The following is a 23,043-nucleotide window of genomic DNA, read 5'->3' on the forward strand; positions in this document are numbered from 1 at the left end:
CCGGGTCGTGTTCTGAGCATCAAACGGTCGTCCACGCCGCCCCAGCCGACGCCGCCGGCCGTCGAAATCGCCCGCTCGATACCTTCGAGACCGGTGACGCAAAGGGGCAAGGCTTTGATGCGCGCCGCCAGCGCCTCGGCATCGTCAGGCAGTGCCGTTTCGCGGAGAAGGCCGATGGCGACGGGGTCGAGATGCGCGGCTTTGCGGACATGGTTAGTGATCGTATCGCTGCCGGGGGGCTTCTCCAATCGCCGCGCCAGGTCAGGCAACGAAATATCAGGCTTGAGGTCGACGACGAGCTCCGCCGTTTTTTCGATCGCGCAAGCGCGTCGAATGGGGGGGGCCAGAGCGTAAACCGCACCACCTTCGAGACCATTGTGCGTCACGATCGCTTCACCGCGTTGGGTGACGCCGCCGATCGTCAACGCAATGCGTTTTAGAGCCGCGCCTTCAAACCGCGATCGAAAGACATCGGACCAGGCTACGAGTACCGCGCAATTCGCAGGGACGAGCGGCACAACTGCGATGCCCGCCTCGTCGAAAATATCGGCCCAGCGAGCGTCCGAGCCGAGCTTCGGCCAGCTTGCTCCGCCAAGCGCCAGCAGCACCGCATCGGCATCGATCCTCGTCCTAGCGCCATCGGCCGTTTGAAACAGCAATCCGCTAGGCGGCGCAAATCCGGTCCATAGATGTAGCGTCTTGATGGTGACGCCGAGGCCGTCGAGCCGGCGCAACCAAGCCCGCAGAAGAGGAGAGGCTTTCATTGCCCGCGGAAAGACGCGACCACTCGTGCCGACAAACGTGTTCGCGCCGAGATCGTTGGCCCAAGCGATGAGCTTCGACGGCGGGAAGGCCTCGACGGCCGCGCGAACCTGGGACGCATCCTCGCCGTAACGACCGAGAAAAACTTCAGGCAGTTCGCTGTGCGTCAGATTGAGTCCGCCGCGCCCCGCGAGCAGAAATTTTCGCGCCACCGACGGCGTGCGCTCATAGACCGTCACTCGATGGCCGTGGTTCGCGATGATTTCTGCAGCGAAGAGCCCGGCAGGACCTGCTCCAACGATGGCGACGTCGCGGGCTATGGTGGGCGCATCTTCGTTCACCACGCGCGCGTGCTCGACATCGTATGCAGATAAGTCATCGAATAGCTCCCGTAATGCTCAGTTTTTAGCGCTACCTTTGCGTGTAGTACGCATCGCGAGAGCCTGAGAGGCGCGACGGCCACACTGTGTTTTGAAAACGTTACGAGCCACGAATCAATGCGCCAGCCCCGTTTTGCCGCATCTGTGCAGAACTGTTGGAAAATGTTCTTGCGGCGCAAGAACAAGCTCACGAATAAGCTGCGAATCAGCGGCTCAATCGAATCACTCTGAGAGAGCTTCTCGTCAGTGAAAATGATCCCAGGGTGTGGATGAAATTTTGTTGCGTTCGGACTGAATATCGAACCTGGGGATCATTTGCGATCTAATTTTCCACCCGCTCTATCAAACATTTAAGTCGCACGAAGCGATGTGGATTGAGTGGCTCCAACAGAGCGTCAAGAGGGATGGTTAAAAAATGCTACTGGCTCTCGCCAAAGCGAGTGTTATGGTTTGCGCTGCTTCGCGAAGAGGCGCTGGTGTTTCGGTTCTGAAGAGGGCTCTTCCGGAATCGCACATGCGGGCATCGCGGGACGAAGCAATGTGACTATCGTTGACGCAAAGTATGCGGGGTATCAAGTGATGGGGGATACAAAGCGTCCCGATCTTACGGGCTTTTTGCAACCGGATTCGGCCGGGCCCGAGTTGATGGACGACGCAGCGCTCGAGGTTTTCGAGATCGCTGGCATGATCAAGTGGTTTGACGCTTCGAAAGGCTACGGCTTCATTGTGCCGGACAATGGCCTGCCGGATATACTTCTTCACGTTACATGCCTCAGAGCCGGTGGCTTCCAGACCGCCTACGAAGGCGCTCGCGTGCACTGCGAAGTGCTGCGGCGGCCGAAGGGCATTCAGGCCTTCCGCGTTCTCAGCATGGACGAGAGCACGGCCATTCACCCCTCGCAGCTTCCGCAGCGTACGCACGTCATCGTACAGCCCGAAAGCGACTGGGAGAGGGCCTACGTCAAGTGGTTCAATCGGGTTCGCGGCTTCGGCTTCTTGACTCGCGGCGAGGGGACGCCCGATATCTTCTGCCACATGGAGACGCTGCGGCGGTTCGGCTTTACGGAGCTCAGGCCCGGCCAGATTGTCCAGGTCCGCTGGGGTTATGGATCGAAAGGCTGTATGGCCGCCGAACTCCGCCCGGATGGCGTACCGACGGGGCTTCCGTCCCGTAATTAGCGCGGGAAGGATTGCGACTGTGGTATCAAGTTTTACAAAGAGGGCCGCGATTTGCGTGGCCCTCTTTGTTTTGGCCTCATCGCTTCCGGTGACCGCCGTCTTCCAATTCGTGCCTGCCGCGCAAGCAAAGATGCGCCAGGACAAGTTGACGATCGAGCCGGCCGGCGGCGGCGCGGGACATACCTTCGATATCCAGATAGCGACGACCGATCAGGAGAAGGCGCTGGGGCTAATGTTTCGCACCAAGCTCGGCGATGCCGAAGGCATGCTCTTTTCTTACCCTGCACCGCGAACACTCTCGATGTGGATGCGCAACACCTACATATCGCTCGATATGCTGTTCATTCGGCCGGACGGAACGATCGCCCGCATCGAGGAGCGCGCCGAGCCGCTGTCGGACCGCGTCATCGAGTCGGGTTCTGCGGTGTCGGGGGTGCTCGAAATCGCGGGCGGCGGCGCTTCGCGGCTCGGGATCAAGCCTGGGGACAAGGTGCGCTACCCGCTATTTGCCGGAGCCGCGGTGCACTGAAACGCATCGCGCACCGATCCGGATGTCGCCTCGCCTTGACCTGGGATTGCGAAAGCGGCACATGAGGGCCCGTGTCGGGGCGTAGCTCAGCCTGGTAGAGCATCTGCTTTGGGAGCAGAGGGTCGCGTGTTCGAATCATGTCGCCCCGACCAATTGTTTTCACTTGTCGCAAAGGCCGTCCAATGAGCGTGCGCATCTTCAAGCCAGCCAAGACCGCGATGCAGTCGGGCGAAGCACGCACGAAGGAATGGGTTCTGGAATTTGAACCTGGCGCACCGCGCAGTGTCGATCCGCTGATGGGCTGGACGAGTTCCAGCGACATGCGAGCTCAAGTGCGGCTCGAATTCGATACGAAGGACGAAGCAATCGCTTATGCGACGCGCGAGGGGCTTGCCTACACGCTTGCCGAACCGACGCCGCGCAAGCCGATCCGCAAGTCCTACGCCGACAACTTCCGCTACGGCCGCATCGGCAACTGGACGCACTGAACCAATTCCCGGGCCGGTTTCGGATTAAGACACGGGCTGCGTCAACGATCTTGGAATCCAAAAGATTGGAATACCCAAGATCCAGCATCGCTGAATCCGGATTTCCTGGGCGTTAGATGAACTCGTGCCGCCCAGGATCGAGTATCGCTCACGAGGGCGGCGTCGGACCGCCGCTCCTCTTCCATCCGCTCAGCATCGGAAAAGTCCCGTGCACTCGAGTGTCGTCAGCCAAACAATGCTATGGCCTTGGTGAGCGTATTCCATACGCCCCAGAGGAAGGGAATGCCGACGGCAAGCCAGGCGATCAGGACGCCGAGGCTGAAACCACCGAGGCCAATTCCGTGCGAGTCTTTTGCGATCATCGCGGATGATTGCGTTGCCCGAAGTGCCGCGACTTCATTCTCCGTCATCAGACGCTTTGCTGCCACTGGACGGACGAGGGAGTTAGCGATCAATCCGATAAGCAGGAATCCGGTCAGAATGTACATCGTGCGATCATAGACGAGCGCACGGGGAATGCCGGCCGCGATCTGCGCGTCACGAATGTATCCGATGACGAGCGGGCCGAGTACGCCAGCGGCTGACCACGCCGTCAACAGGCGGCCGTGGATTGCGCCGACGAACTGCGTGCCGAAGATGTCGGCGAGATAAGCCGGCAGCGTCGAGAAGCCTCCACCGTACATGCTCATAATGATGCAGAACGCAGCAACGAAAAGTGCAATCGATCCCATGTGCGCAACACTCGGCGCCAAGGCGTAGAGCGCGATGCCGAGAAGAAAGAAGCAATAGTACGTCGTCTTGCGGCCGATGACGTCCGAAAACGAGGCCCATAGGAAGCGTCCCCCGCTGTTGAATAGCGACAAGAGGCTGACGAAGCCCCCGGCTATTCCGGCGATCGCAGCGTGCTGCGCAACATCAAGGTCTCCAAATCGTACACCGGTTTGGCCGATCAGCGAGCCGCCGAATATTTCCTGCAGCATCGGAGAAGCCATCGCGAGCACACCGATACCGGCCGAGACGTTCATCAACAGCGCAGTCCATATCAGCCAGAACTGCGGCGTCTTGTGAGCGTTGTCGAGATGCACGTTACCGGTCGTGATCATCGCGTGGGCCCGGTCTTGCGGCGCGGACCAGCCATCGGGCTTCCATCCCTCTGGCGGAACGCGATAGCCGAAAGCGCCGCACAGCATAAAGGCGAGGTAGATGCACCCCATCACACCCATTGTTTCCCAGACGCCGACCGACTGTGCATTCTTGAAATGGTTCATCAGCAAAATGGCGATCGGCGAGCCGATCATCGCACCGCCGCCGAAACCCATGATGGCCATTCCCGTCGCCATGCCGCGCCGATCGGGAAACCATTTGATGAGCGTCGAGACCGGCGAAATGTAGCCGAGGCCGAGCCCGATGCCGCCGATGACGCCAAGTCCGATCCACAACAGCCAAAGCTGATGAATGTAGACGGCGAGGGCCGAGATCAGAAAGCCGCCGCCCCAGCACAAGGCCGACACCACACCAGCCCGGCGCGGCCCGGCTCGCTCAAGCCAGCCTCCGAAGAGGGCAGCCGACAATCCGAGGAATACGATGCCGATTGTGAATGTGACGAGCAGGTCACTGACGTTCCAGTCGCAAGTCGTTGTGACGAGGGCCTGGAGCATCGTCATGTCCGGGCACGTCTGCGGCTTGCTGACCCCAAGAGACTGGGCCAAGGGAAGCCAGAACACGCTGAGCCCGTAGCTCATGCCGATACAGAGATGGATCGCAAGTGCAGCAGGCGGCACCAGCCAGCGGTTGAACCCGGGCTTCGCGACGATGCGCGCGCGATCGAGTAGCCCCGGCGCCGGCTGATCCGCTAAGGAACTCGCTGCTGCCATAATGTCTTCCCCCTATTGTGCCGCTGACGCGTAATTTTTTTAGCTTTCTTGCACGCGAGCGGTGGCACAATCAACAGGCGATAGGCTCGATACGGAAAGTACGTGTGTTCGCTGAACTTGCGTTTCAGATCGGTCGCGATTATCGGTTTCGCCGGTGTTCGTTACAGGTTCCGTTATCTGCTACATTCGCTTGTGTGTCGCGATGCACCATGATCCCGTAGCTCAGCTGGATAGAGCATCTGCCTTCTAAGCAGAGGGTCGCAGGTTCAAGTCCTGCCGGGATCGCCAACGCTTCGCCGTTCATGATGCTATGAACCGCTATCGTCGCCTGGCTGCAGTCGGCAAGAGGCGTAATCATTCCGGCGAAGTGTACCCGCACAACCTCGATACACGGAACCGTTAGCGAACATGCGCGTTCCCTGATCAGCTGCAATAGAACAGCAGGAGGAAACAATGGCTTTACCACCCGAGGATCAGCACCGCGGTTCTCGCTTCCCGGGCCCGGGCATAGGTAATCGCAATCGGCCGTTATTGCTAGGAGCTATTGTCATACTGGCGCTGCTCGCCATCCTGTATGGAATGCGGCAGACACCCGTAACCGGTCCGGAAAGTGGCACCGTTAACGACACAACGACGACGACAACGACGCCAACTACACCACCCACACCTCCAACAACCACACCGTCGACGACGCCGCCGACAACGACACCGCCTCCTACCACGACCCCGTGAACGGCGTTTTGAGGACTTAGTCCGCCCCTGAACCCGTGCGGGGGTCACCGCGCGCCAAATCGATTTGGCGGCGGCGGATATTTGCGGACAAAATTTTAGGATCCCCCCGACTCGTTAAACACGTATTCTCCGGCTGGCACCGAACCGGCATACTGAAGACTATCTTCTCTAAATTCCCGGACGTTGAGGTCGAATGACTGCAGTGGGGCACCTCATCGCGATCGATCAGGGCACCACTTCGACGCGCGCCATCGTATTCGATGCAAAGCTCACCCCGATCGCCGCCGCGCAACAGGAGCTGCGGCAGATCTATCCGGCGCCAGGATGGGTCGAGCATGATCCCGAGGACATCTGGTCGGCTGTCATCGCAACCGTGCGGGAAGCGATGGCGAAGGCCGGCACCGGCGCCGAGGATATTGCAGGCATCGGCATCACCAACCAGCGCGAGACGACAATCGTCTGGGATCGCGTAACGGGCAAGCCGATCCACAATGCGATCGTCTGGCAAGACCGGCGGACTGCCGATGCTTGCGCCGCCTTGCGTGCCGCCGGCCATGAAGGTGCTGTCACCGACAGAACCGGTCTGGTGCTCGATCCGTATTTCTCGGCGACCAAGCTCGCCTGGCTGCTCGCCACCGTAAGCGGCGCGCGAGCGGCGGCCGAGCAGGGCCATCTTGCGTTCGGGACGGTGGACTCGTTCCTGCTTTGGCGCCTCACGGGCGGCAAGGTTCACGCTACGGATGCGACGAATGCCTCCCGCACGTTGCTGTTCGATATCGCTCGCGGCCAATGGGACGACGAACTAGCAAGGCTCTTTGCAATTCCAGCCGGGCTATTGCCGGACGTGCGCGACTGCGCGGCAGACTTCGGTGAGACATTGCCTGAGTTGTTCGGCGGTGCGATCCGCGTTCGCGGCATTGCCGGCGACCAGCAGGCTGCCACCATCGGGCAGGGCTGCTTCACGCCCGGCATGATGAAGTCGACCTACGGCACCGGCTGCTTCGCCTTGCTCAACACGGGCCCTCAGCCGGTGCGCTCACGCCATCGGCTGCTCACCACTATCGCCTATCAGCTTGACGGTCAGCGCACCTACGCGCTTGAAGGCGCGATCTTCGTTGCCGGAGCGGCGGTGCAATGGCTGCGCGACGGCCTTCACCTGATTGGCCAGTCACCCGAGGTCAACGCGCTCGCGCAACGCGCCGATCCGCTCGAGCAGGTTTATCTGGTGCCGGCGTTCGTCGGCTTGGGCGCACCCTATTGGGATGCCGATGCGCGCGGAGCGCTGTTGGGACTGACGCGCAATACGGGCCCCGCCGAGATTGCCCAAGCGGCGCTGGAGGCGGTCGGCTATCAGACCCGCGACCTGCTTGAAGCGATGCACGCCGACTGGCCTGTGGCGGCCGGCACAGTGCTCCGCGTCGATGGTGGTATGACCGCGAGCGACGTCACCATGCAGTTCCTGGCTGACATCCTGGGCGCTCCGGTCGATCGTCCGGCAGTCATGGAAACCACGGCGCTTGGCGCGGCATATCTCGCTGGGTATCACGCCGGCATATGCCCGGGTCCTGCCGAGTTCGCGGCGACCTGGCGGCTCGATCGGCGCTTCAAGCCCGCTATGGACGCTGCCCTTCGGGCCCGCAAATGGGCCGGTTGGCAAGCCGCCGTTGCGCGCGTCCGTACGCGGCCGGCGTGAGCGCTGCGAAATTCTCAGGCCGTCCGATCGATCATCGATTGCTGGGCTGCGCGGCGTTACTCGTGGTCTCGGCGCGCCTTCTCAGAGCTTCGACGACGAAATCCTCGACCGTTTCGTAGCCTATGAGAAAGCCGATGATGAGCGGCGCCAGAACCATGCCGACGATGCGGCCAATCGTTAACAGCACATGGATAATGACGTTTGCCAGCACTTGCACGGTGAACCTCGTTCTCGTTGCTGCAAAAGTCTCGATATGACTGATTTTCGTGACAGCTGTATCGTCGGCTATTCGGCCTAAGGCTGCGGGCGAGAAAAACATTAAGCCTGGGATCTTTACGGCACGCTACCCGAAGAATATCGGCGCCCGGAAACGGAACCCGGCGCTTATCAGAGGCGTTTGGGTCACGGGTTGGCCTGCATCTTGTGACCCTAATCGTGTGACAAGTGTAACGAGTTTGCGTTTGTAGGAGTGGACAGTGGCAACGGCTCGATCTTTCTGGAAGGGGCATCTTCGCCTGGCGCTGGTCACGATACCTATTCGGCTCGTCAGCGCCACATCGTCCGAAGATAAGATTGCGCTGCATCAGGTGGATCGAAAGTCCAAGCAGCGGATACGCTACCAGAAAGTCGCCGGAGAAACAGGCAAGGTCGTCCCGCAATCGGATATCGTTCAAGGCTATGAACTCGACGACGGCACGTATGTTCTCTTCGAGCCCGACGAACTCGATAAGCTGAAACTGACGACGCGGCACACGGTCGAACTCACGGAGTTCGTCGATGCGTGCTCGATCGATCCTCTTTACTTCGACAATCCGTATTACGTTCTGCCGGACGGTGACGTCGCGGAAGAAGGCTATCGGATCATTCGCGACGCGCTGAAGTCAGCCAAAATGTACGGCGTCGGCCAATTGACGATGCGTGGGCGCGAAAATCTGATTGCAATGAAGCCGTGCGGCGAAGGGCTGATGATCGAGACGCTCCGCTACGAAAACGAAGTGAGAGATGCGGGCGAGATCTTCGACGGAATAGGCAAAGGCAAGCTGCGCCCGGAATTGATCGACATGGCGAAGCAGTTGATCGCCGAGCGGACTCGCGAGTTCGACGCGAGCGCCTTCAAAAATCACTATGCGGAAGCGTTGCGCAAACTCGTGAAGGACAAGGTCGAAGGCGGAGAGTCGACGGAAGTCGGCGGCGGCGACGATCGACCCGCAGGCGGAACTGTGATCGATTTCATGGAAGCACTTCGCAAGTCGACCGGGAAGGCGCCCGCCAAGGCTACGCGATCGAAAGCGAAGACGGCCGCCACCCGGCAAAAACGTGAACCGGCCAAACGTGCGGCGCCGAAATCCTCAAAGAGCAAAAGCCGCGCCCGCGGCTAGCATGCGCCGTCAATCGGCGCCGGCGCATTGATCAAGACTTTGGCACCTTGACGGTCGGCCGTCTGACGTCACGCGCCGGCTTGTCTTCGCGAAGGCCTTTGAAGGCTGCATGCCTTAGAAGTTCGTCCGCCGTCCAGGCGCGATATTCGATTTGAGCGACGAGCGTAGGCCGAACCCACGCGACCCCTTTCCGCTGCAACCCCGTCAGCGGCGCCTCTACCGGCAGCTCATCGATGCGCAAAGGTTTCAGAAGCCGATAGAGCTCTGTCGCGCGCCGGTTCGTAAAGCCGGTGCCGACGCGACCGGCGTACTTAAGGCGGTTTCGATCGTAGTAGCCGACGACGAGCGCTCCGACGGCGTTGGCGGATACGTTGGATTGAAGATATCCGATGATCACGAATTCGTCGGTCTGGATGCATTTGCTTTTCAGCCAGTCATCGTTACGGCCGGACCTGTAGGGCCTGTCGGCGCGCTTCGAGATAATTCCCTCGAGACCCAGACGGCACGCCTCTGTCAGCATCTTGTCCGCGTCACCCGCGAGGTGTTCGCTGAAACGGATTTGCCCTGTCTTCGAGTTACGGCCGAGCAGCCGCCGCAGCAGGGCTTTGCGGTCTGTGAGCGGGATGCCCATCAGATTGACGCCGTCGAGGTAAAGCAGATCGAAGCACTGCAGGACGAACCTTTCGGCGAGTCCGCTTTTCAATGCTTCCGCCAATGCCGTGAAGCTCGAATGATCTTCGGAATCTTCCACGACGAGCTCGCCGTCGATCAGGGCGGTTCCGCTATGCTTCTCGCGCAGCAGATGCGGGAGATCGCCGAAGCGGTCGGTCCAGTCGAGACCGCTTCGCGTCAGCAGTTTGACGCCATTAGCGGCCAGGCGGGCTTCAATGCGATAGCCGTCGAATTTGATTTCGTGAACCCAGTCGTCTCCCTCGGGCGGCTTCGCCACGAGCGTTGCAAGACACGGTTCGACGAAGGCCGGAAGGGTCCCTCGGACGGCGCCTTTCGGCAACGCAGATGCGGACATAGCTTGCCGGGAGGAGCCTGCCGCGGTCGATGCTTTGGGTAGTGCCCGCGATTTCACGTTTGACCCCTTCGCCCCGACCTGGTCGGGCCGGTGACTAAACAAGCAGATTTCTGACCGCGGTCTTGAGCGGGCGTCCGGACTTGCGATAGTCGCGCCAGGCGTCGGTGGTCTTCAAAAGGCGAGGCGTCGTGTGGATCGTAAAGCGGCGAGGATCGAGCCCCTTCCTGACCTGAGCCCACGTCAGCGGCATCGAAACCGGCGCCCCCTCTCGCGCCCGAGGCGAGAGCGGCGCGACCGCCGTCGCCATCCGGTCGTTGCGCAGGTAATCGAGGAATATGCGCCCCTTGCGAAGCTTCTTCGTCATTTTGATGAGGTAGTCGCGCGGGCTGTCGTCGGCCATCTGCTGGCAAAGCGCTCCCGCGAACATCTTTGCCTCTTTCCATCCGATGCCATCGCCACTGCTCGGCTTCAACGGCGTGACGACATGCAGGCCCTTGCCGCCCGTCGTTTTGCAGAAGGCGATCAGGCCGAGTTTATCCAGGCGTTCGCGCAGCTCGAGCGCGGAGTCGATAACTTTCGAAAAGTCGACATCCGGCGCCGGATCGAGATCGAAAACCAAGCGCCCCGGCACGTCGGGCTCAAGCGGCGCGCAATTCCACGGGTGGAATTCCAGTGCCGAAATTTGACCGAGAGCTACGAGGCCTTCGACGCTGTTGACTTCGATGTAGGGTTCGCGGTCGCCTGAGATGCGCACGAGGTCGATCTCATTCGACATTCCGCGCATGGCGTGGCGCTGAAAAAACGTTTCGCCGGTTATCCCATCCGGTGCCCGGATAACGGAACACGGTCGCCCCTTGATATGCTCGATCATCCAAGGACCGACGGTTTCGAGGTAGTGCGCGAGATCAAGCTTTGAAACGGCGGCCCCCTGGCTCGCCGGCCACAGCACTTTGTCGGGATGCGAGATCGTTACGCCGAGCACGACGTTGGCCCCTTCCGACTTTTTCGCGCCAGATCGTTTTGCGGACTTCGACGTCTTTCGGATGGGCGTGCGCCGTAGCGGCCGCTCGGCTTTCTGAGGCTCAGCGTCACTGTCTTTGTCTGACGATGAGTTCCAGACCGCATTCGGTTTGGCAGCCGAACGGCGTCGCAGAATGAACGGCTCCGGGCCTTTGCCTTTCCCGGCCGCAATTTGCGACATGGTCCTGCTGGATGCCACCGAGTGATCCTTGGTCAGCACCTTGTCGTTATCGCCGGGCTTGGCACCTTCATCGCGATGCTTGATCAGCAGCCAATTGTTGCGCTTACCGTTGCCCGCGCGGTCGTTCTTGAAACGCACCAGCACCCAGCTGCCTTGCAGTTTTTCTCCGGCGAGAACGAATTTGAGTTCGCCATCGCGAAGTGCCCGCTCGGGATCTTTGTCGCCGAGCGGTGCCCAGAAACCGCGATCCCACAGCATCACGGTGCCACCGCCGTATTGGCCTTTGGGAATGGTCCCTTCGAAATCCCCATAGTCGAGGGGATGGTCTTCGACTTCGACCGCTAGCCTCTTGTCATTGGGATCGATCGACGGACCCTTGGTAACCGCCCAGGACTTGAACACGCCGTCTAATTCGAGCCGCAGATCGTAATGCAGTCGCGTCGCGTCATGTTTCTGAATGACAAAGCGAAGATGCTTCGCCGGGCGCACGAGAGCTGACCCGCTCGGCTCGGCGGTCTTTGTGAAATCGCGCTTGGCCCGGTATTCGGAGAGCTGTTTTCCTGCCATCGGGAAAAAGGTCCACTACGGTGACGTCAAGCAAGCCGAAGCGACGCAGACAAGGCAAAGCCGCCGGGGGACCACAAGGATTCCCGGGCGGCCCAGCACCTTTTACGGCGCCTGACACACGTTGGTACATGCGTCTGGCCGGAAAACGTCCTAAGCGCGCGCTTGGTTCCGTACAATTGCATTCGAGGCGATGGCAGAGCCTAGACGGGACTTAAGAGGAGGCCCACTCTTTGATGTCGGCACGCAGTAGCGAAACCTTCAGTTCGTTTGGCTGAATGGTCTCGTGCCTCATGGAGAATAGAATCTGACGCGCTAGCCGTTCACGTAAAAGCGTGGCGCGAGATCCATTGCGAACATCTCGTGGCAGCGACGCCCAAACCTCATCCAAGACGCTCTGAGCAAGTTCGAGATCGTTTGGCTCGAAAGCATTGTAGCCCGCAGACACTGGCATCACCCACAAAATCTCAACACGGGGAACAGACTGCCTGTCTTTGGTGTCCTTGGAAATCCGCGAAGACCCCCAAATACGCTCGAAACCGCACCGGAACATTTTGCTGTAACGAGCGTTTATGCGCGGAATGAGTAAGTGGCGGCTATACCGCCAAACCCGGATTAGGCACATTTTTTGGAGATTGAGCCAGGAGTAATACGATGAATGGCTTATCGCGAGAGACGCGCCTGCAAATTATGCTGAGCGAAGAAGAGCTTGCCGCGATTGATGATTGGCGTTTCAAGCAACGCATGCCGAGCCGCGCGGCCGCCATCAGGCAGCTATTGAACATCGCCCTTAGGGTCCAGCAGAAGGAAAGCCAAGGGAAGCCGATGAGATCTCAGGACTACGGACTCTTGAATGCCGACGATGTCGAATGAGGCTGTGAATAACTCTGGACGTCATCCCCAGAGCATTGTCACGACCATTCCGATGCAGGCGAGCGCCATGACGCCAGCCGTCGCCCAGCCGAGATAGAAGAGCGCCCCTTCGACGGTGAAGCGACCCATCACCTTTTTGTCGGACGACAAGAGCATCATGCACGCGATGATCGGCACGGCGACAAGTCCGTTGATCACGGCGCTGTAGTAGAGCGCCTTGATCGGATTGATGCCGGTAAAATTCAGCGCCACTCCGATGAGGGTTGCCAGCGCGATCGTTCCGTAGAATGTCCGCCCCTCCATCGGCTGCAGCTTGAGACCGACCTTCCATTTGAGCGCTTCGCCGAGTGCGTAAGCCGCCGAGCCTGCCAGCACCGGGATCGAAAGCAGCCCTGTCCCGATGATGCCCAACGCGAAAAGAGCAAAGGCCAACGATCCGCCGATCGGCTTCAAGGCTTCGGCCGCCTGCACCGAGCTTTCGATGTTCGTGATGCCGGCGGGGTGCAACGTCGCGCCGACCGTGATGATGATCGATATCGCGACGACATTCGAGAAGGCCATTCCGACCAGAGTATCGAGCCGGATGCGTTCCTCGGCGCTCGCGGCTTGGCGGGGCTTATCGAGCAGAGGCTCGCGGCGAGGTATCTCATGGATGTCTTCGACTTCTTGCGAAGCTTGCCAGAAGAAAAGATACGGGCTGATCGTGGTGCCGAGAATAGCGACCACCGTTTCCCAATATTGCGGATCGCCGGAGAACTTGGGTAGCAAAAGGCCCTTCACGACGCCGGCCCACGGAACGTGCACGACGAAGAGGGTGGCGACGTAGGAGAACAAGACGATCGTCAGCCACTTCAGTACGGCGACGTAGCGCGTGTACTGCATGAAGACCTGCATCAGCGTGCACAAAACGCCGAAAATCACGACATAGACAAGGTGCGGCCCACCGGCGAGCATCGCGACGGCGTCTCCCATGGCGCCGAGATTTGCCGCGATGTTGATGACGTTGGCGCAGAACAGCAGGCCCACCAGTCCATAGACGATGCCGTCCGGGTAATGCCTGATGATGTTGCCGGCGAGACCGCGCCCCGTCGTCCGCCCGATACGCGCGCTGATTTCCTGAACCGCCACCATCAGGGGATAGGTGATGACCATCGTCCAAAGCAGACCGAAGCCAAAGATCGCGCCGGCTTGAGAATAAGTAGCAATACCGCTGGGGTCATCGTCGGAAGCGCCGGTGATCAGGCCGGGCCCAAGAATTTTCAACAGACGCGGTTTGCTGGGGCCGACGGTTGCACTTCTTTCCGGATCAGAGTCGTCTTGGCGCGAGCCAGCAGCGTCGTTGATCATTGATTTCAATCACAACGTTGGAATCCGGAGAGACCGATATTGTACTTTGCGGTGCATGTTCGAACGCTGAACGCCGTGCCTTTGTTCCGGAAATGGCGCGGTCGCGCCAACACCAGTCCGGAACCCCACGAAGCACTCTGCCGTTGGACATGCATGGGACAAGATCCGTGTCCGTAAGTAACGACCAAGGAGAGGTCCAAATGTATAGGAAGATAATAATGGCGTCGGGAGCCGCTTTGCTGCTGGCGCTAGGTAGCGCTGTGGTCGACGCAAGACCGGGCGGCGGAGGTGGCGGCGGCGGGGGAGGCGGTGGAGGCGGTGGCGGGGGCGCCTGGGGAGGCGGCGGCGGTGGAGGATCGCGCTTTAGCGGCGGCGGCGGTGGAGGTTCCCGCTTCAGCGGAGGTGGAATGGGCGGCCGGCCGGGCGGATATGGCGGATATATGGGCGGCCGCGGCGGTTACCGCTCATTTTCAAACCGCGGCAACTTCGGCCCACGCGGCGGCAACTTTGCGCGTCGAGGTAACTTCGCACAAGGCGGCAAGAATTGGGGCCACGGAAGGCACCACCGCCGTGGGAATAGGTTTTTTGTCGGCGTTCCGTTCTACGACTACGGCTATTACGACGGATACTACGGTGGCGGTTGCGGCTGGCTCTATAGCCGGGCCCTGGCAACCGGCAGCTCATACTGGTGGCGTCGCTACGAATTGTGCTTAAGCTATTAAGTCCTGAGCCTTGCTCGTGGCGAGTGAATGTCATTCGTCACGAGCATCCGGACCCCGAGATCTTTGACTGGAGGAATAGAAAAGGTTCCGAACGGTGCTCGGAACCTTTCCCTTTTTTCAAAGCTCGATTTGCGATCAGCTAGCCGATCAAGGCGCCGAAGTGCCCGTTCCCGGTGTTGACGAAGGAACGCGTGCGTCCGGCTTATCGCCTGTCGCTGGATCAGTCGGATTTTGCGGTGACATGCCCGGCTGCTGGTTTTCATTTGTCGTCGGATCCGCTGGGATTCCGGCTGGCGACGAGTAACCCGATTCACCGGCGCTGGACCCCTGGCCGGAAGGCGTTGTTGCCGGATCGGCCGGAGCAACTTGCGCCGGGTCGGCTGGCGTCACCTGTTGGGTCTTTATAACCTCAGTATCGTTTAACAACTGCGCTACGGCGCCCGTCGTGCCGAGAGCTGCGACGGCAATTGTCGCGGCGGCGGCTTTCCAAGCATTCATAATTTATCTCCTGTCATTGCGAATACATGGAAAACCGGAGCGCATGTTGGTTGGTTCCGATGAACGGTACTGAACGCGACATCACAACTTCGAAACTCAACTAAGCAATCGGCCCCTTCGCATGCGACGCAGCGGAACTTGCGCGTGCTTGTCACGTTGAGCGAGCAACGACGAAGGAGAATTACCGATGAAAACAGGCTCAGAATGCTTGTCGAAGGACGATCTTGCAGAGGCGATTACGAGCCCGGTATCCGTCTTCGACTTTCCCCTCGAGGTCGTGGCGTGCCCGGGACTATCACGCGCTCAAAAAATTGAAATCCTGAAGCGCTGGGAACTCGACGCTCGCGCGCTTCAACGCGCAACGGACGAGAACATGAGCGGAGGAGAACCGCCGCTGTTGGATGAGGTGAACAGGGCTTTGCTTATGCTCGACCCGCAAAACGCTATTCCCGACCGCTTCGGTGATGCGCCAACGAAGATCTAGCATTTCAGAATCCGCTGCAGTCGACCAATGGAATAAACACCCGCGAGCAGGCTGTGCTCGCGGGTGTCTTCATTTTCGATCCGGCATCGGCGACCGATTTACCGTGTCTCGAGCTCCCAGTAGTTCGGTGCTCCGTAGGCCGTGTGGAGACGCTGCTCGGAATCGCGATTGCGCAGTGAAAGTGGGTCGAGGTCCGGGGACATCTTCAGCTGGTCTTCCGTGACGCCGGTTACGTAGCCATGTAGCGATGGGTCCCACTTGAGCGCGGTCCACGGGATGACGTACTGACTTTTTCCAAGCCCTAGAAATCCACCGAAACTCAAAATGGCGTAACGGACCTTTCCGCTGACCGTGTCGACGATCAGGTCGTCGACGGCGCCGATTTCCTCTTGTGCGCCGCTATAAACCGACGTTCCCGGAACCTTGCTCGTTTCAAGCATTGTCGTTTCGCTCTGCATTTCTGAATTCCTCCATGCATTTTTTTTTAAAATGGCTGGGCGGCCCGCGGTTTCAAAAGAAAGCGGCGATCGAGCTGCCAAGGCCTGGCCGCTCGATCGTGTCTGACGCCCGGAAAAAAATACTGCGTTAGCTGCTCTGCCACGTCCAAACCGGAGCATTCTTCAATGCGTCTTTGGTCGTATCGAGCTTCACGACGTCGTTGCCGCTCGAATCTTTTGAGATGTGGAGCGACTTGAATTGCACGGCGACTTCGCGCTCGCCCATGCCGAGGAATCCGCCAACTCCGATGATCGCAGCGGCGGCGGCGCCGTCGCTCGTTAGCACGATTTCGTTGATGTCGCCGATCGTATCTCCGGCGTTGTTCTTGACTTTCGAGCCAACCAACTTGCTCGACCGCCACTCGCCCTGCTGCCGCTGATACCACTGCGGGGCCGTTGTCGTCGCCTCGGTCGTGGTGGTCGTTGTCGTGGCGCTCGGTGCCGGTGTTGTTGCGGTCGGCGCCGTTGGCGGCGTGGTAGTCTGCGCATATGCGATCGTCGCGAGCGCCGGTATCGCAGCGACTGCCGTCAGAACTCTGAATTTCATTTTCGTCTACCTCTCTAATGCTGATTTGATTTTGTCGGGAGACGTTCCCGCGCTGTCTGGTCAACGCATCGATGCAAAGGGAGTTCCGCGCGGAAGCTGGAACTGTGAGCTGGCATGGCCGGTTAAGAAGAATGCGGATTTAAGACAAGGCGACGTGAATCACGCTCGCGGCGCATCAAATAAAGGTTTGCGTATGACAAGACATGCAACGCGGAAAAACACACGAACCGCTGAGCAAGGGCGGCATGTGCAGGCGGTCGTCGACCAACTGGATACGAAAGCTAAGAAAGCGAAATCATCGCCGTCTAAGCAGCCGATGCAGGCGGGAGAGCGAGAATACCCGTCGGCGTTTCCGGCGCAGCATCTGAAAAAATCCGGAGCCGAAGCAGACCTCAAATTGGCGCCGATGTATGAGGCTCCAGGCTATGAAGGGTCACATAAGCTGCAGGATATGGTGGCGCTGATAACGGGTGGAGACTCCGGCATCGGCCGCGCCGTGGCGGTACTCTTTGCACGTGAAGGCGCAGACGTCGCGATATGCTATCTGGAGGAATGCGACGACGCGCGGACGACGAAGGCGGCGGTCGAATCGGAAGGTCGCCGCTGCATCCTGATCGAGGGGGACGTTTCCGACCCTGAGTTTTGCAATGCAGCGGTTTCAAAGACTGTCAAAGAACTGGGACAGCTCGATATCCTCGTCAACAACGCCGCGTTTCAGGAACACACGTCCAATATCCTGGATCTGACGGACGAGCACTTCGATCGCACGCTGAAGACCAATCTATACGGCTATTTCTATATGGCCCGCGCTGCCGTTCCGCATATGCAAGCCGGCGCCTCTATCATCATGACCGGCTCCGTCACGGCCATCGAAGGCAGCAAGGAGCTTCTCGATTACTCGATGACGAAGGGCGGCATTCACGCGTTTACGCGCTCGCTCTCCGCGCAGCTGATCGACAAAGGCATTCGCGTCAATGCGATCGCGCCGGGCCCTGTCTGGACGCCCCTCAATCCTGCGGATCGGTCCGCAGAGGATGTCGCCAAGTTCGGCTCGCAAAGTGCCATGCGGCGTGCCGCTCAGCCGGAAGAAATTGCGCCGGCATTCGTGTTCATGGCGGCCCCGTGCTGCTCGAGCTACATCACCGGCGAGATCCTTCCGGTCATCGGCGGATATCGCTCGTAACGATCAAAAATACGCCCAAAATTGTCCCGATGCGGCCGCTCGTGGCCGGCGGCCCGGATATGCAACGCCATCTTGCGCTGCCCGTTGCAGGAAATCCCGAGTACGGACGTAGCCGCGGTTCGTGACCCCGGCCTCGGATATCCAGTCGCGACGCATGAACGCGCCGAACGCCGCTAGAGCCGCAACGGCCACGACGGAGCCTGACGCGGTCGCCCCGCGCTCCTTAGCGAGCGAGCTCAGGAAGAATATCCCGGTGAGTCGTGCCGCCGCGATCTGATCGCAGATGGCCTCGAATCGAGCTCTATAGCGTACGACTGCGTTGGGTCCGAAACCCTGATCGGTATAAGACAAGTCAATGCACCCCCGTGCCCCAAACGTTAGTTAAAGTGGTGAACGCGCGACCCACGTCGCAGTTCCAGAAGCGACTCAAAAAGATGGTCGTCGACGGACGCTCGTAAATGACATCGACAAATCGTCAGAGATTTGTTCAGAATGGCACCGCGTTGTGACACGCATAAGAAAGCGCGCGTACGTCTCTCACTCGCGGTCCCGTAGTTCAATTGGATAGAGCGTCGGAATTCGACTCCGAAGGTTGCAGGTTCGAGCCCTGCCGGGACCGCCACACGTGCGCGCACGTCAGAGCCTTTCAACAGCCGGGCACTAAAGACCTCGCTTATGCGTTACCGAGGCTTAACCAGCGTCGCGATAATCCGGATCGACATATACCGGCATGAGAAAAATGAGATAGGTTCCGGTTACGCCGACGTTTGCGAGACACCCAGTAGCGAGTATCCAAACGATGCCTCTCCAAGACCGCCGATCGACCGTTACGGCCTGGCGTTGCGGCGCCGTGCTCTTCGGTTTGCTCATGTTTGAGGCATCAGCCGTTACTGCTGACGAAATGACCGGCGCTCAAGCTGCGATTTGCTCACGCTTCGCGGCCGAGATGGTCGCTCCCTTAGACGGTCAGGACCGCCAAGCCGTCGTCGACTTCTATACCGCACGCGAATGCCGGCCTTTATGGGTGGATGAACACGGCCCAACGCGCGCCGCACGCCGCGCAATAACGGAAATCGGACACGCGGCGGAATGGGGCCTGAACGCCTCGGACTTCAAGCTGAAAGCGGTCAATCGGCCCTTTACGTCCGGCCACTGGTCGAACGACGAGACGGCGGACGCCGAGCTCGAGATCACGGCCGCGATCCTGCGGTACGCGCACCAGGCGCAGGGCGGGCGGATTTCTGAGCCCGACACGCTTCTGTCGTCTTACCTTGATCGTCAGCCGGTGATTACGAGCGCCGCTGATGTTCTATCGCAAGTCTCAGAAGCCTCCGATCCAGGACAGTTCCTGAGATCGCTTCAGCCGCAGCAGGACCAGTTTCTGAAGCTCAAAGCTTTACTCGCGGATCTTCGAGGTAAGGAGGGTGCTGCCGACGCCTTCGAGATTTCAAAACTCGGACCAATGCTTCAGCTCGGCTCGCGCAATCCCGACGTTGCTCTTTTGAAGGAGCGTTTCCGCGTCGCATCAGAACCCGGTGCAGAACAGGTGTTCGATCGGCCGCTCGCCGATGCAATAAAGAAATTTCAGCAGTCGATGTCGTTGCGCGGCGACGGGATCGTCGGGTCGTCAACTCGTGCCGCACTATCGGGCCATGTCTCCGACAAGGTGACGGCCGTTATCGCCAACATGGAGGAATGGCGATGGATGCCGCGTTCGCTCGGAGCGACCCATATCTTCGTCAATGTCCCGGCCTTTTCTATCGTGTTGACCGACAACGGTCGGCCGGTCTTCGACGAACGCGTCATCGTCGGTACGCCAAGCACGCAAACGCCGATCTTCTCGAAGAACATGACGACCATCGTCCTGCGTCCCGAATGGTATCTGCCCGATTCCATCAAGCTCACGAAATTGCTGTCCGGCCGGTCGCTTGAATCTCAGGGCTATGTCATCAAGCGCAATGGCCGAACCGTCTCGAGTTCACGGATCAACTGGTCGAAGGCCGATCTCAGCGCCTATAAAATCTATCAGCCGTCCGGCGATGACAACGCCCTCGGGGTCGTCAAATTCCTGTTTCCGAACAAGCACTCGGTCTACCTGCACGACACGCCGTCGCGATCACTCTTCAACGATCCCGTGCGCCTCTTCAGCCACGGCTGCATGCGGGTGAGAAATCCGCAGGTCCTTGCGCAGCGGATTTTCGACATCGATCGCGGCGATGCGGCGCCAGACGTCAAATGGCTGGTGCGCAAAGGCCCGATGACCAACGAGTTCACTCTCGACACACCGATCCCGGTACACGTCGGCTACTTCACCGTGTGGGTCGGCGATCATGGCGAACCGAATTATTACAAAGACTACTATGGCCATCAGGAACGCATCACGCTCGCGCTCGCGGGCAAGTGGGACCAGATCGATATCGGTGAAGATCATCTCGCCGCCGTCGATACCTCGAAACTCAAGGAGATCAGGGTCGGCTCGGGTTCAAGGCGATCTTCGCGCAATGGCGATTTTGACTCGCCGATGGGGCTGAGCAGTACGTTCGGCAATGTCAAATATGCGCCGTCCGGCGACTCTGTCGGTGACCTGATCCGCCGGTCGCTCGGCTATTAGCGGAATGTTCGAGAGTGAATGCGGCCTGCGAATTGCCGCTCACGCGGTCGTCATGCGGCTGAAGCCGGCGGCAAGATCGCCAATCAGATCATCGACGGCCTCGAGTCCGATGTGAAAGCGGAGCGCGGGGCCGGGGCCGGTCCATTTGGTCGCCGTCCGATAGCTCGTCGGGTCGAATGGAATGACGAGGCTCTCAAAGCCGCCCCACGAATACCCCATGCCGAAGTATTTGAGGCCGTCGAGAAATGCCGCGAGAGATTTCTCCGGCACCGGCTTCAGAACGATCGTGAAGAGGCCCGTCGAGCCCGTAAAGTCGCGTTTCCAAAGGGAGTGCCCAGGATGGTTCGGAAGAGCCGGATGCAGCACGCGGTCGACCTCGGGCCGGTCCGCTAGCCACTCCGCGACGGCAACGCCGGACCGTTGATGCCGCTCGAGGCGCACGTCGAGCGTCCGCAAGCCTCTGAGACCAAGATAGGTTTCTTCCGATCCAGGGCAGGTGCCGAGTGCTTCCTTGGCGTTGTCGATGAGGCGCGCCGCACGCGCGTTGGCCGTCACGGCACCAAGCATCGCATCGGCATGACCGACGATGTATTTGGTTGCCGCCTGGATCGAGACGTCGGCACCAAGCGCCAGCGGCTTGCAGTAGAGCGGCGTCGCCCATGTGTTGTCGGCGATGACCCAGATGTCTTTCGCGTGGGCCGCCGCTGCGATTGCCGGAATGTCCTGCATCTCGAATGTCTGCGAGCCGGGGCTCTCGACGATGATGAGGCGCGTGTTGGGCTTGAAGTGCTTGGCGACGCCGGCGCCGATGGCCGGATCATAATAGGTCGTCTCGACACCGAGCCGCTTCAGCATCCTGTCGGCGAATGAGCGCGCCGGCTGATAGACGCTGTCGACGATCAGAATGTGATCGCCCGCCTGGACGAATGCGAGAATGGCCGTCGAGACGGCACCGAGGCCCGACGATGTCAGTATCGTCGCAGCACCGCCTTCAAGATGGACGATCGCGTCCTCGAGGGCGCGCGTCGTCGGCGTTGCGCGGCGGCCGTAGGTGTAGGGCTGCTTGCGAGTTTTGAGCGCTTCTAGACTAGGATAGAGAACAGTCGAACCCCGATAAACCGGCGGATTGACGAACCCATGTTGTTCGAACGGCGCTCGACCGAGATGCACCACGTCGGTCTCGGGCCGCGGCGCACCCTCGGAACTGTCGTCTTTACCGGCCATTTTTCAAGGTCTCCGGGTGAGTTGGACCTCGTGGCGCAAGTTTGGAGCGCGGTCAAGGCCTTGACCATGGCGCCGAGGCGCGGGATGTGTGGCCGGCGTGCGCGCAACCGTTGAGAACAGCCGCACCCCAGGGCCGTTGCTTTCGTCTGCTCGCAAGAACCGAAGAGACAAGTTGAGCGTACGCCGGAAGATCGCAGATGAGAATCGGAAATAGCTGCGCGACATTGGCCATCGTTATCGCGATGGCAGTGGTCGAATTCTGCACTCCAGCATTGGCCGACCCTGCAAGCATCCTCGACGCGGTTCGCAAGCGCGGTTACGTCGTTTGCGGAGTTACCGAGAATGCTCCCGGTTTCAGCAAAGTCAACGCAAGCGGCAAATGGAGCGGGTTCGACATTGAATTCTGCTCGGCCCTCGCGGCTGGAATACTCGGCAACAAGGACTCGGTGAAATACCTCAGCCTGACCGCGGGCGATAAGTTCAAGGCGCTGCAGGACAATGAAGTCGACGTTCTAATGGGCGCCACGGCCTGGACGTTGACGCGCGATACCGAGCTTGGCGCCCACTTCGTCGAGGTTTCGTATTACGACGGCCAGGGCTTCATCGTGCCGCGTAATCATTCGATATCGAGCGTGCTCGAGCTTTCCGGGGCATCGATTTGCACGCTGTCGGGATCAAGCGACGAAAGCGCCATCGCCGATTTCTTCGGTTCGCGAAAAATGCGTTACCAACTCATCAAGTCGGAGCGGTGGGACGACCTCGTCAAAACGTACGCCAACGGCGGGTGCACGGTCTTGACGGGTAATCTGTCGCTGCTGGCGTACGTGCGCAGCAATCTTGCCAACGGCGCCGAGCACATGCTGCTGCCGGAAATCATCAACAAAGAGCCACTGGGACCTTACGTGCAGAGTGGTCACGATGCGTGGTTCTCGATCGTCCGCTGGACATTCATGGCGCTTGTGGCCGCTGAAGAGTTTGGTATCAACAGCAGCAACGTCGATATGATGAAGGCGTCGCCGGTGCACGATATCCGTCGCTTCCTGGGTCTCGAAGCCGATCTCGGTGCGCCGTTGGGGTTGCCGCGCGACTGGGCCTATCAAATCGTCAGGCAGGTCGGCAACTACTCCGAGATTTTCGAACGTACGTTGGGGCAAGGCTCGCCGTTGAAGCTCGATCGCGGCTTGAACAATCTGTGGACCAAGGGCGGGCTGATGTACGCGGCGCCGATACGCTGACGAGTTCCCGTCAA

General features: G+C 59.8%; 22 protein-coding genes and 3 tRNA genes. 14 read left to right on the plus strand and 11 right to left on the minus strand.

Going from position 1 to position 23,043, the window contains the following annotated elements:
• Positions 1-1,103: TIGR03862 family flavoprotein (locus tag VN623_RS04965; RefSeq protein WP_325568734.1), on the minus strand; the 1,103-nt coding region annotated here is incomplete at its 3' end.
• Between the two features lie 618 nt (positions 1,104-1,721).
• Between VN623_RS04965 and VN623_RS04970 the strand changes: the two genes are divergently transcribed.
• From VN623_RS04970 to VN623_RS04985, 4 genes are all read left to right on the plus strand, one after another.
• A complete protein-coding gene (locus VN623_RS04970) occupies positions 1,722-2,321 on the plus strand; it encodes a cold-shock protein (RefSeq protein WP_325568736.1) in 600 nt (199 codons plus the stop codon).
• Between the two features lie 55 nt (positions 2,322-2,376).
• Positions 2,377-2,850 (plus strand): DUF192 domain-containing protein, encoded by a 474-nt coding sequence (locus VN623_RS04975; RefSeq protein ID WP_325568738.1) that lies wholly within the window; start codon positions 2,377-2,379, stop codon positions 2,848-2,850.
• 75 nt (positions 2,851-2,925) lie between these two features.
• A tRNA-Pro gene (locus VN623_RS04980) sits at positions 2,926-3,002 on the plus strand.
• 30 nt (positions 3,003-3,032) lie between these two features.
• Entirely contained in the window at positions 3,033-3,338 is a 306-nt protein-coding gene (locus tag VN623_RS04985) for an ETC complex I subunit (protein WP_325568740.1), read from the plus strand.
• A 224-nt stretch (positions 3,339-3,562) separates the two neighbouring features.
• Here VN623_RS04985 and VN623_RS04990 read toward each other — a convergent pair whose 3' ends face one another.
• Complete coding sequence (locus tag VN623_RS04990) at positions 3,563-5,212, minus strand: OFA family MFS transporter (RefSeq protein ID WP_325568742.1); 1,650 nt, start codon at positions 5,210-5,212, stop codon at positions 3,563-3,565.
• Positions 5,213-5,423: 211 nt separating this feature from the next.
• On the opposite strand from VN623_RS04990, the gene VN623_RS04995 reads away from it, so the two are divergent.
• Both VN623_RS04995 and glpK read left to right on the plus strand, forming a co-directional pair.
• Positions 5,424-5,500, plus strand: a tRNA-Arg gene (locus VN623_RS04995).
• Positions 5,501-6,137: 637 nt separating this feature from the next.
• A complete protein-coding gene (glpK, locus tag VN623_RS05000; protein ID WP_325568744.1) occupies positions 6,138-7,637 on the plus strand; it encodes a glycerol kinase GlpK in 1,500 nt (499 codons plus the stop codon).
• Positions 7,638-7,668: 31 nt separating this feature from the next.
• Here glpK and VN623_RS05005 read toward each other — a convergent pair whose 3' ends face one another.
• On the minus strand, positions 7,669-7,854 hold the full coding sequence (locus VN623_RS05005) for a hypothetical protein (protein WP_325568746.1): 186 nt from the start codon (positions 7,852-7,854) through the stop codon (positions 7,669-7,671).
• A gap of 259 nt (positions 7,855-8,113) precedes the next feature.
• Between VN623_RS05005 and VN623_RS05010 the strand changes: the two genes are divergently transcribed.
• Positions 8,114-9,016 (plus strand): Ku protein, encoded by a 903-nt coding sequence (locus VN623_RS05010; protein WP_325568748.1) that lies wholly within the window; start codon positions 8,114-8,116, stop codon positions 9,014-9,016.
• A 31-nt stretch (positions 9,017-9,047) separates the two neighbouring features.
• Here the strand turns inward: VN623_RS05010 and ligD (VN623_RS05015) are convergent, their stop codons facing one another.
• Together ligD (VN623_RS05015) and ligD (VN623_RS05020) are read right to left on the minus strand one after the other, a co-directional pair.
• The gene (gene ligD / locus VN623_RS05015; RefSeq protein WP_325568750.1) at positions 9,048-10,043 is read right to left on the minus strand and encodes a non-homologous end-joining DNA ligase; all 996 of its coding nucleotides are present in this window, start codon (positions 10,041-10,043) and stop codon (positions 9,048-9,050) included.
• Positions 10,044-10,137: 94 nt separating this feature from the next.
• Complete coding sequence (gene ligD, locus VN623_RS05020) at positions 10,138-11,811, minus strand: non-homologous end-joining DNA ligase (RefSeq protein ID WP_325568752.1); 1,674 nt, start codon at positions 11,809-11,811, stop codon at positions 10,138-10,140.
• A gap of 651 nt (positions 11,812-12,462) precedes the next feature.
• On the opposite strand from ligD (VN623_RS05020), the gene VN623_RS05025 reads away from it, so the two are divergent.
• Positions 12,463-12,681 (plus strand): hypothetical protein, encoded by a 219-nt coding sequence (locus VN623_RS05025; RefSeq protein WP_325568754.1) that lies wholly within the window; start codon positions 12,463-12,465, stop codon positions 12,679-12,681.
• A gap of 21 nt (positions 12,682-12,702) precedes the next feature.
• On the opposite strand, the gene VN623_RS05030 is transcribed toward VN623_RS05025, so the two are convergent.
• Positions 12,703-14,028 carry a divalent metal cation transporter gene (locus VN623_RS05030; RefSeq protein WP_325568756.1) on the minus strand — a complete coding sequence of 442 codons (1,326 nt, stop codon included), beginning with the start codon at positions 14,026-14,028 and terminating at the stop codon, positions 12,703-12,705.
• A gap of 218 nt (positions 14,029-14,246) precedes the next feature.
• Here VN623_RS05030 and VN623_RS05035 point away from each other — a divergent pair, with 218 nt between their 5' ends.
• On the plus strand, positions 14,247-14,750 hold the full coding sequence (locus tag VN623_RS05035; protein WP_325568758.1) for a hypothetical protein: 504 nt from the start codon (positions 14,247-14,249) through the stop codon (positions 14,748-14,750).
• Positions 14,751-14,897: 147 nt separating this feature from the next.
• Here VN623_RS05035 and VN623_RS05040 read toward each other — a convergent pair whose 3' ends face one another.
• Complete coding sequence (locus VN623_RS05040) at positions 14,898-15,248, minus strand: hypothetical protein (RefSeq protein ID WP_325568760.1); 351 nt, start codon at positions 15,246-15,248, stop codon at positions 14,898-14,900.
• A gap of 187 nt (positions 15,249-15,435) precedes the next feature.
• Here VN623_RS05040 and VN623_RS05045 point away from each other — a divergent pair, with 187 nt between their 5' ends.
• Entirely contained in the window at positions 15,436-15,732 is a 297-nt protein-coding gene (locus VN623_RS05045) for a hypothetical protein (protein ID WP_325568762.1), read from the plus strand.
• Between the two features lie 98 nt (positions 15,733-15,830).
• On the opposite strand, the gene VN623_RS05050 is transcribed toward VN623_RS05045, so the two are convergent.
• Both VN623_RS05050 and VN623_RS05055 read right to left on the minus strand, forming a co-directional pair.
• Positions 15,831-16,190, minus strand: a complete 360-nt coding sequence (locus VN623_RS05050) for a PRC-barrel domain-containing protein (RefSeq protein WP_325568764.1) — start codon at positions 16,188-16,190, stop codon at positions 15,831-15,833.
• Positions 16,191-16,317: 127 nt separating this feature from the next.
• Positions 16,318-16,776, minus strand: coding sequence for a PRC-barrel domain-containing protein (locus VN623_RS05055; protein WP_325568766.1), 459 nt, complete (start codon positions 16,774-16,776; stop codon positions 16,318-16,320).
• A 193-nt stretch (positions 16,777-16,969) separates the two neighbouring features.
• Here VN623_RS05055 and VN623_RS05060 point away from each other — a divergent pair, with 193 nt between their 5' ends.
• Positions 16,970-17,959, plus strand: a complete 990-nt coding sequence (locus tag VN623_RS05060) for an SDR family oxidoreductase (protein ID WP_325568768.1) — start codon at positions 16,970-16,972, stop codon at positions 17,957-17,959.
• A gap of 545 nt (positions 17,960-18,504) precedes the next feature.
• A tRNA-Arg gene (locus tag VN623_RS05065) sits at positions 18,505-18,581 on the plus strand.
• A gap of 68 nt (positions 18,582-18,649) precedes the next feature.
• Here VN623_RS05065 and VN623_RS05070 read toward each other — a convergent pair.
• The gene (locus tag VN623_RS05070) at positions 18,650-18,829 is read right to left on the minus strand and encodes a hypothetical protein (protein WP_325568770.1); all 180 of its coding nucleotides are present in this window, start codon (positions 18,827-18,829) and stop codon (positions 18,650-18,652) included.
• 76 nt (positions 18,830-18,905) lie between these two features.
• On the opposite strand from VN623_RS05070, the gene VN623_RS05075 reads away from it, so the two are divergent.
• Positions 18,906-20,570 (plus strand): L,D-transpeptidase family protein, encoded by a 1,665-nt coding sequence (locus VN623_RS05075; RefSeq protein ID WP_325568772.1) that lies wholly within the window; start codon positions 18,906-18,908, stop codon positions 20,568-20,570.
• Positions 20,571-20,609: 39 nt separating this feature from the next.
• Here VN623_RS05075 and metC read toward each other — a convergent pair whose 3' ends face one another.
• On the minus strand, positions 20,610-21,794 hold the full coding sequence (metC, locus tag VN623_RS05080; protein ID WP_325568774.1) for a cystathionine beta-lyase: 1,185 nt from the start codon (positions 21,792-21,794) through the stop codon (positions 20,610-20,612).
• A gap of 197 nt (positions 21,795-21,991) precedes the next feature.
• Between metC and VN623_RS05085 the strand changes: the two genes are divergently transcribed.
• A complete protein-coding gene (locus tag VN623_RS05085) occupies positions 21,992-23,029 on the plus strand; it encodes an amino acid ABC transporter substrate-binding protein (RefSeq protein ID WP_325568776.1) in 1,038 nt (345 codons plus the stop codon).
• Positions 23,030-23,043 lie beyond the last annotated feature (14 nt).

This window comes from Hyphomicrobium sp. (assembly GCF_035572195.1).
In the GTDB taxonomy this organism is placed as follows: Bacteria; Pseudomonadota; Alphaproteobacteria; order Rhizobiales; family Hyphomicrobiaceae; genus Hyphomicrobium_B.

Excerpts from the sequence above, each read along its gene's own strand:
- VN623_RS04970 (WP_325568736.1), top strand. The coding sequence starts at position 1,722 with ATGGGGGATACAAAGCGTCCCGATCTTACGGGCTTTTTGCAACCGGAT.
- VN623_RS04985 (WP_325568740.1), top strand. The coding sequence starts at position 3,033 with ATGAGCGTGCGCATCTTCAAGCCAGCCAAGACCGCGATGCAGTCGGGC.
- VN623_RS04990 (WP_325568742.1), bottom strand. The coding sequence starts at position 5,212 with ATGGCAGCAGCGAGTTCCTTAGCGGATCAGCCGGCGCCGGGGCTACTC.
- glpK (WP_325568744.1), top strand. The coding sequence starts at position 6,138 with ATGACTGCAGTGGGGCACCTCATCGCGATCGATCAGGGCACCACTTCG.
- ligD (WP_325568750.1), bottom strand. The coding sequence starts at position 10,043 with ATGTCCGCATCTGCGTTGCCGAAAGGCGCCGTCCGAGGGACCCTTCCG.
- ligD (WP_325568752.1), bottom strand. The coding sequence starts at position 11,811 with ATGGCAGGAAAACAGCTCTCCGAATACCGGGCCAAGCGCGATTTCACA.
- VN623_RS05025 (WP_325568754.1), top strand. The coding sequence starts at position 12,463 with ATGAATGGCTTATCGCGAGAGACGCGCCTGCAAATTATGCTGAGCGAA.
- VN623_RS05030 (WP_325568756.1), bottom strand. The coding sequence starts at position 14,028 with ATGATCAACGACGCTGCTGGCTCGCGCCAAGACGACTCTGATCCGGAA.
- VN623_RS05035 (WP_325568758.1), top strand. The coding sequence starts at position 14,247 with ATGGCGTCGGGAGCCGCTTTGCTGCTGGCGCTAGGTAGCGCTGTGGTC.
- VN623_RS05040 (WP_325568760.1), bottom strand. The coding sequence starts at position 15,248 with ATGAATGCTTGGAAAGCCGCCGCCGCGACAATTGCCGTCGCAGCTCTC.
- VN623_RS05045 (WP_325568762.1), top strand. The coding sequence starts at position 15,436 with ATGAAAACAGGCTCAGAATGCTTGTCGAAGGACGATCTTGCAGAGGCG.
- VN623_RS05050 (WP_325568764.1), bottom strand. The coding sequence starts at position 16,190 with ATGCAGAGCGAAACGACAATGCTTGAAACGAGCAAGGTTCCGGGAACG.
- VN623_RS05055 (WP_325568766.1), bottom strand. The coding sequence starts at position 16,776 with ATGAAATTCAGAGTTCTGACGGCAGTCGCTGCGATACCGGCGCTCGCG.
- VN623_RS05060 (WP_325568768.1), top strand. The coding sequence starts at position 16,970 with ATGACAAGACATGCAACGCGGAAAAACACACGAACCGCTGAGCAAGGG.
- VN623_RS05070 (WP_325568770.1), bottom strand. The coding sequence starts at position 18,829 with ATGAGCAAACCGAAGAGCACGGCGCCGCAACGCCAGGCCGTAACGGTC.
- VN623_RS05075 (WP_325568772.1), top strand. The coding sequence starts at position 18,906 with ATGGTCGCTCCCTTAGACGGTCAGGACCGCCAAGCCGTCGTCGACTTC.
- metC (WP_325568774.1), bottom strand. The coding sequence starts at position 21,794 with ATGGCCGGTAAAGACGACAGTTCCGAGGGTGCGCCGCGGCCCGAGACC.
- VN623_RS05085 (WP_325568776.1), top strand. The coding sequence starts at position 21,992 with ATGAGAATCGGAAATAGCTGCGCGACATTGGCCATCGTTATCGCGATG.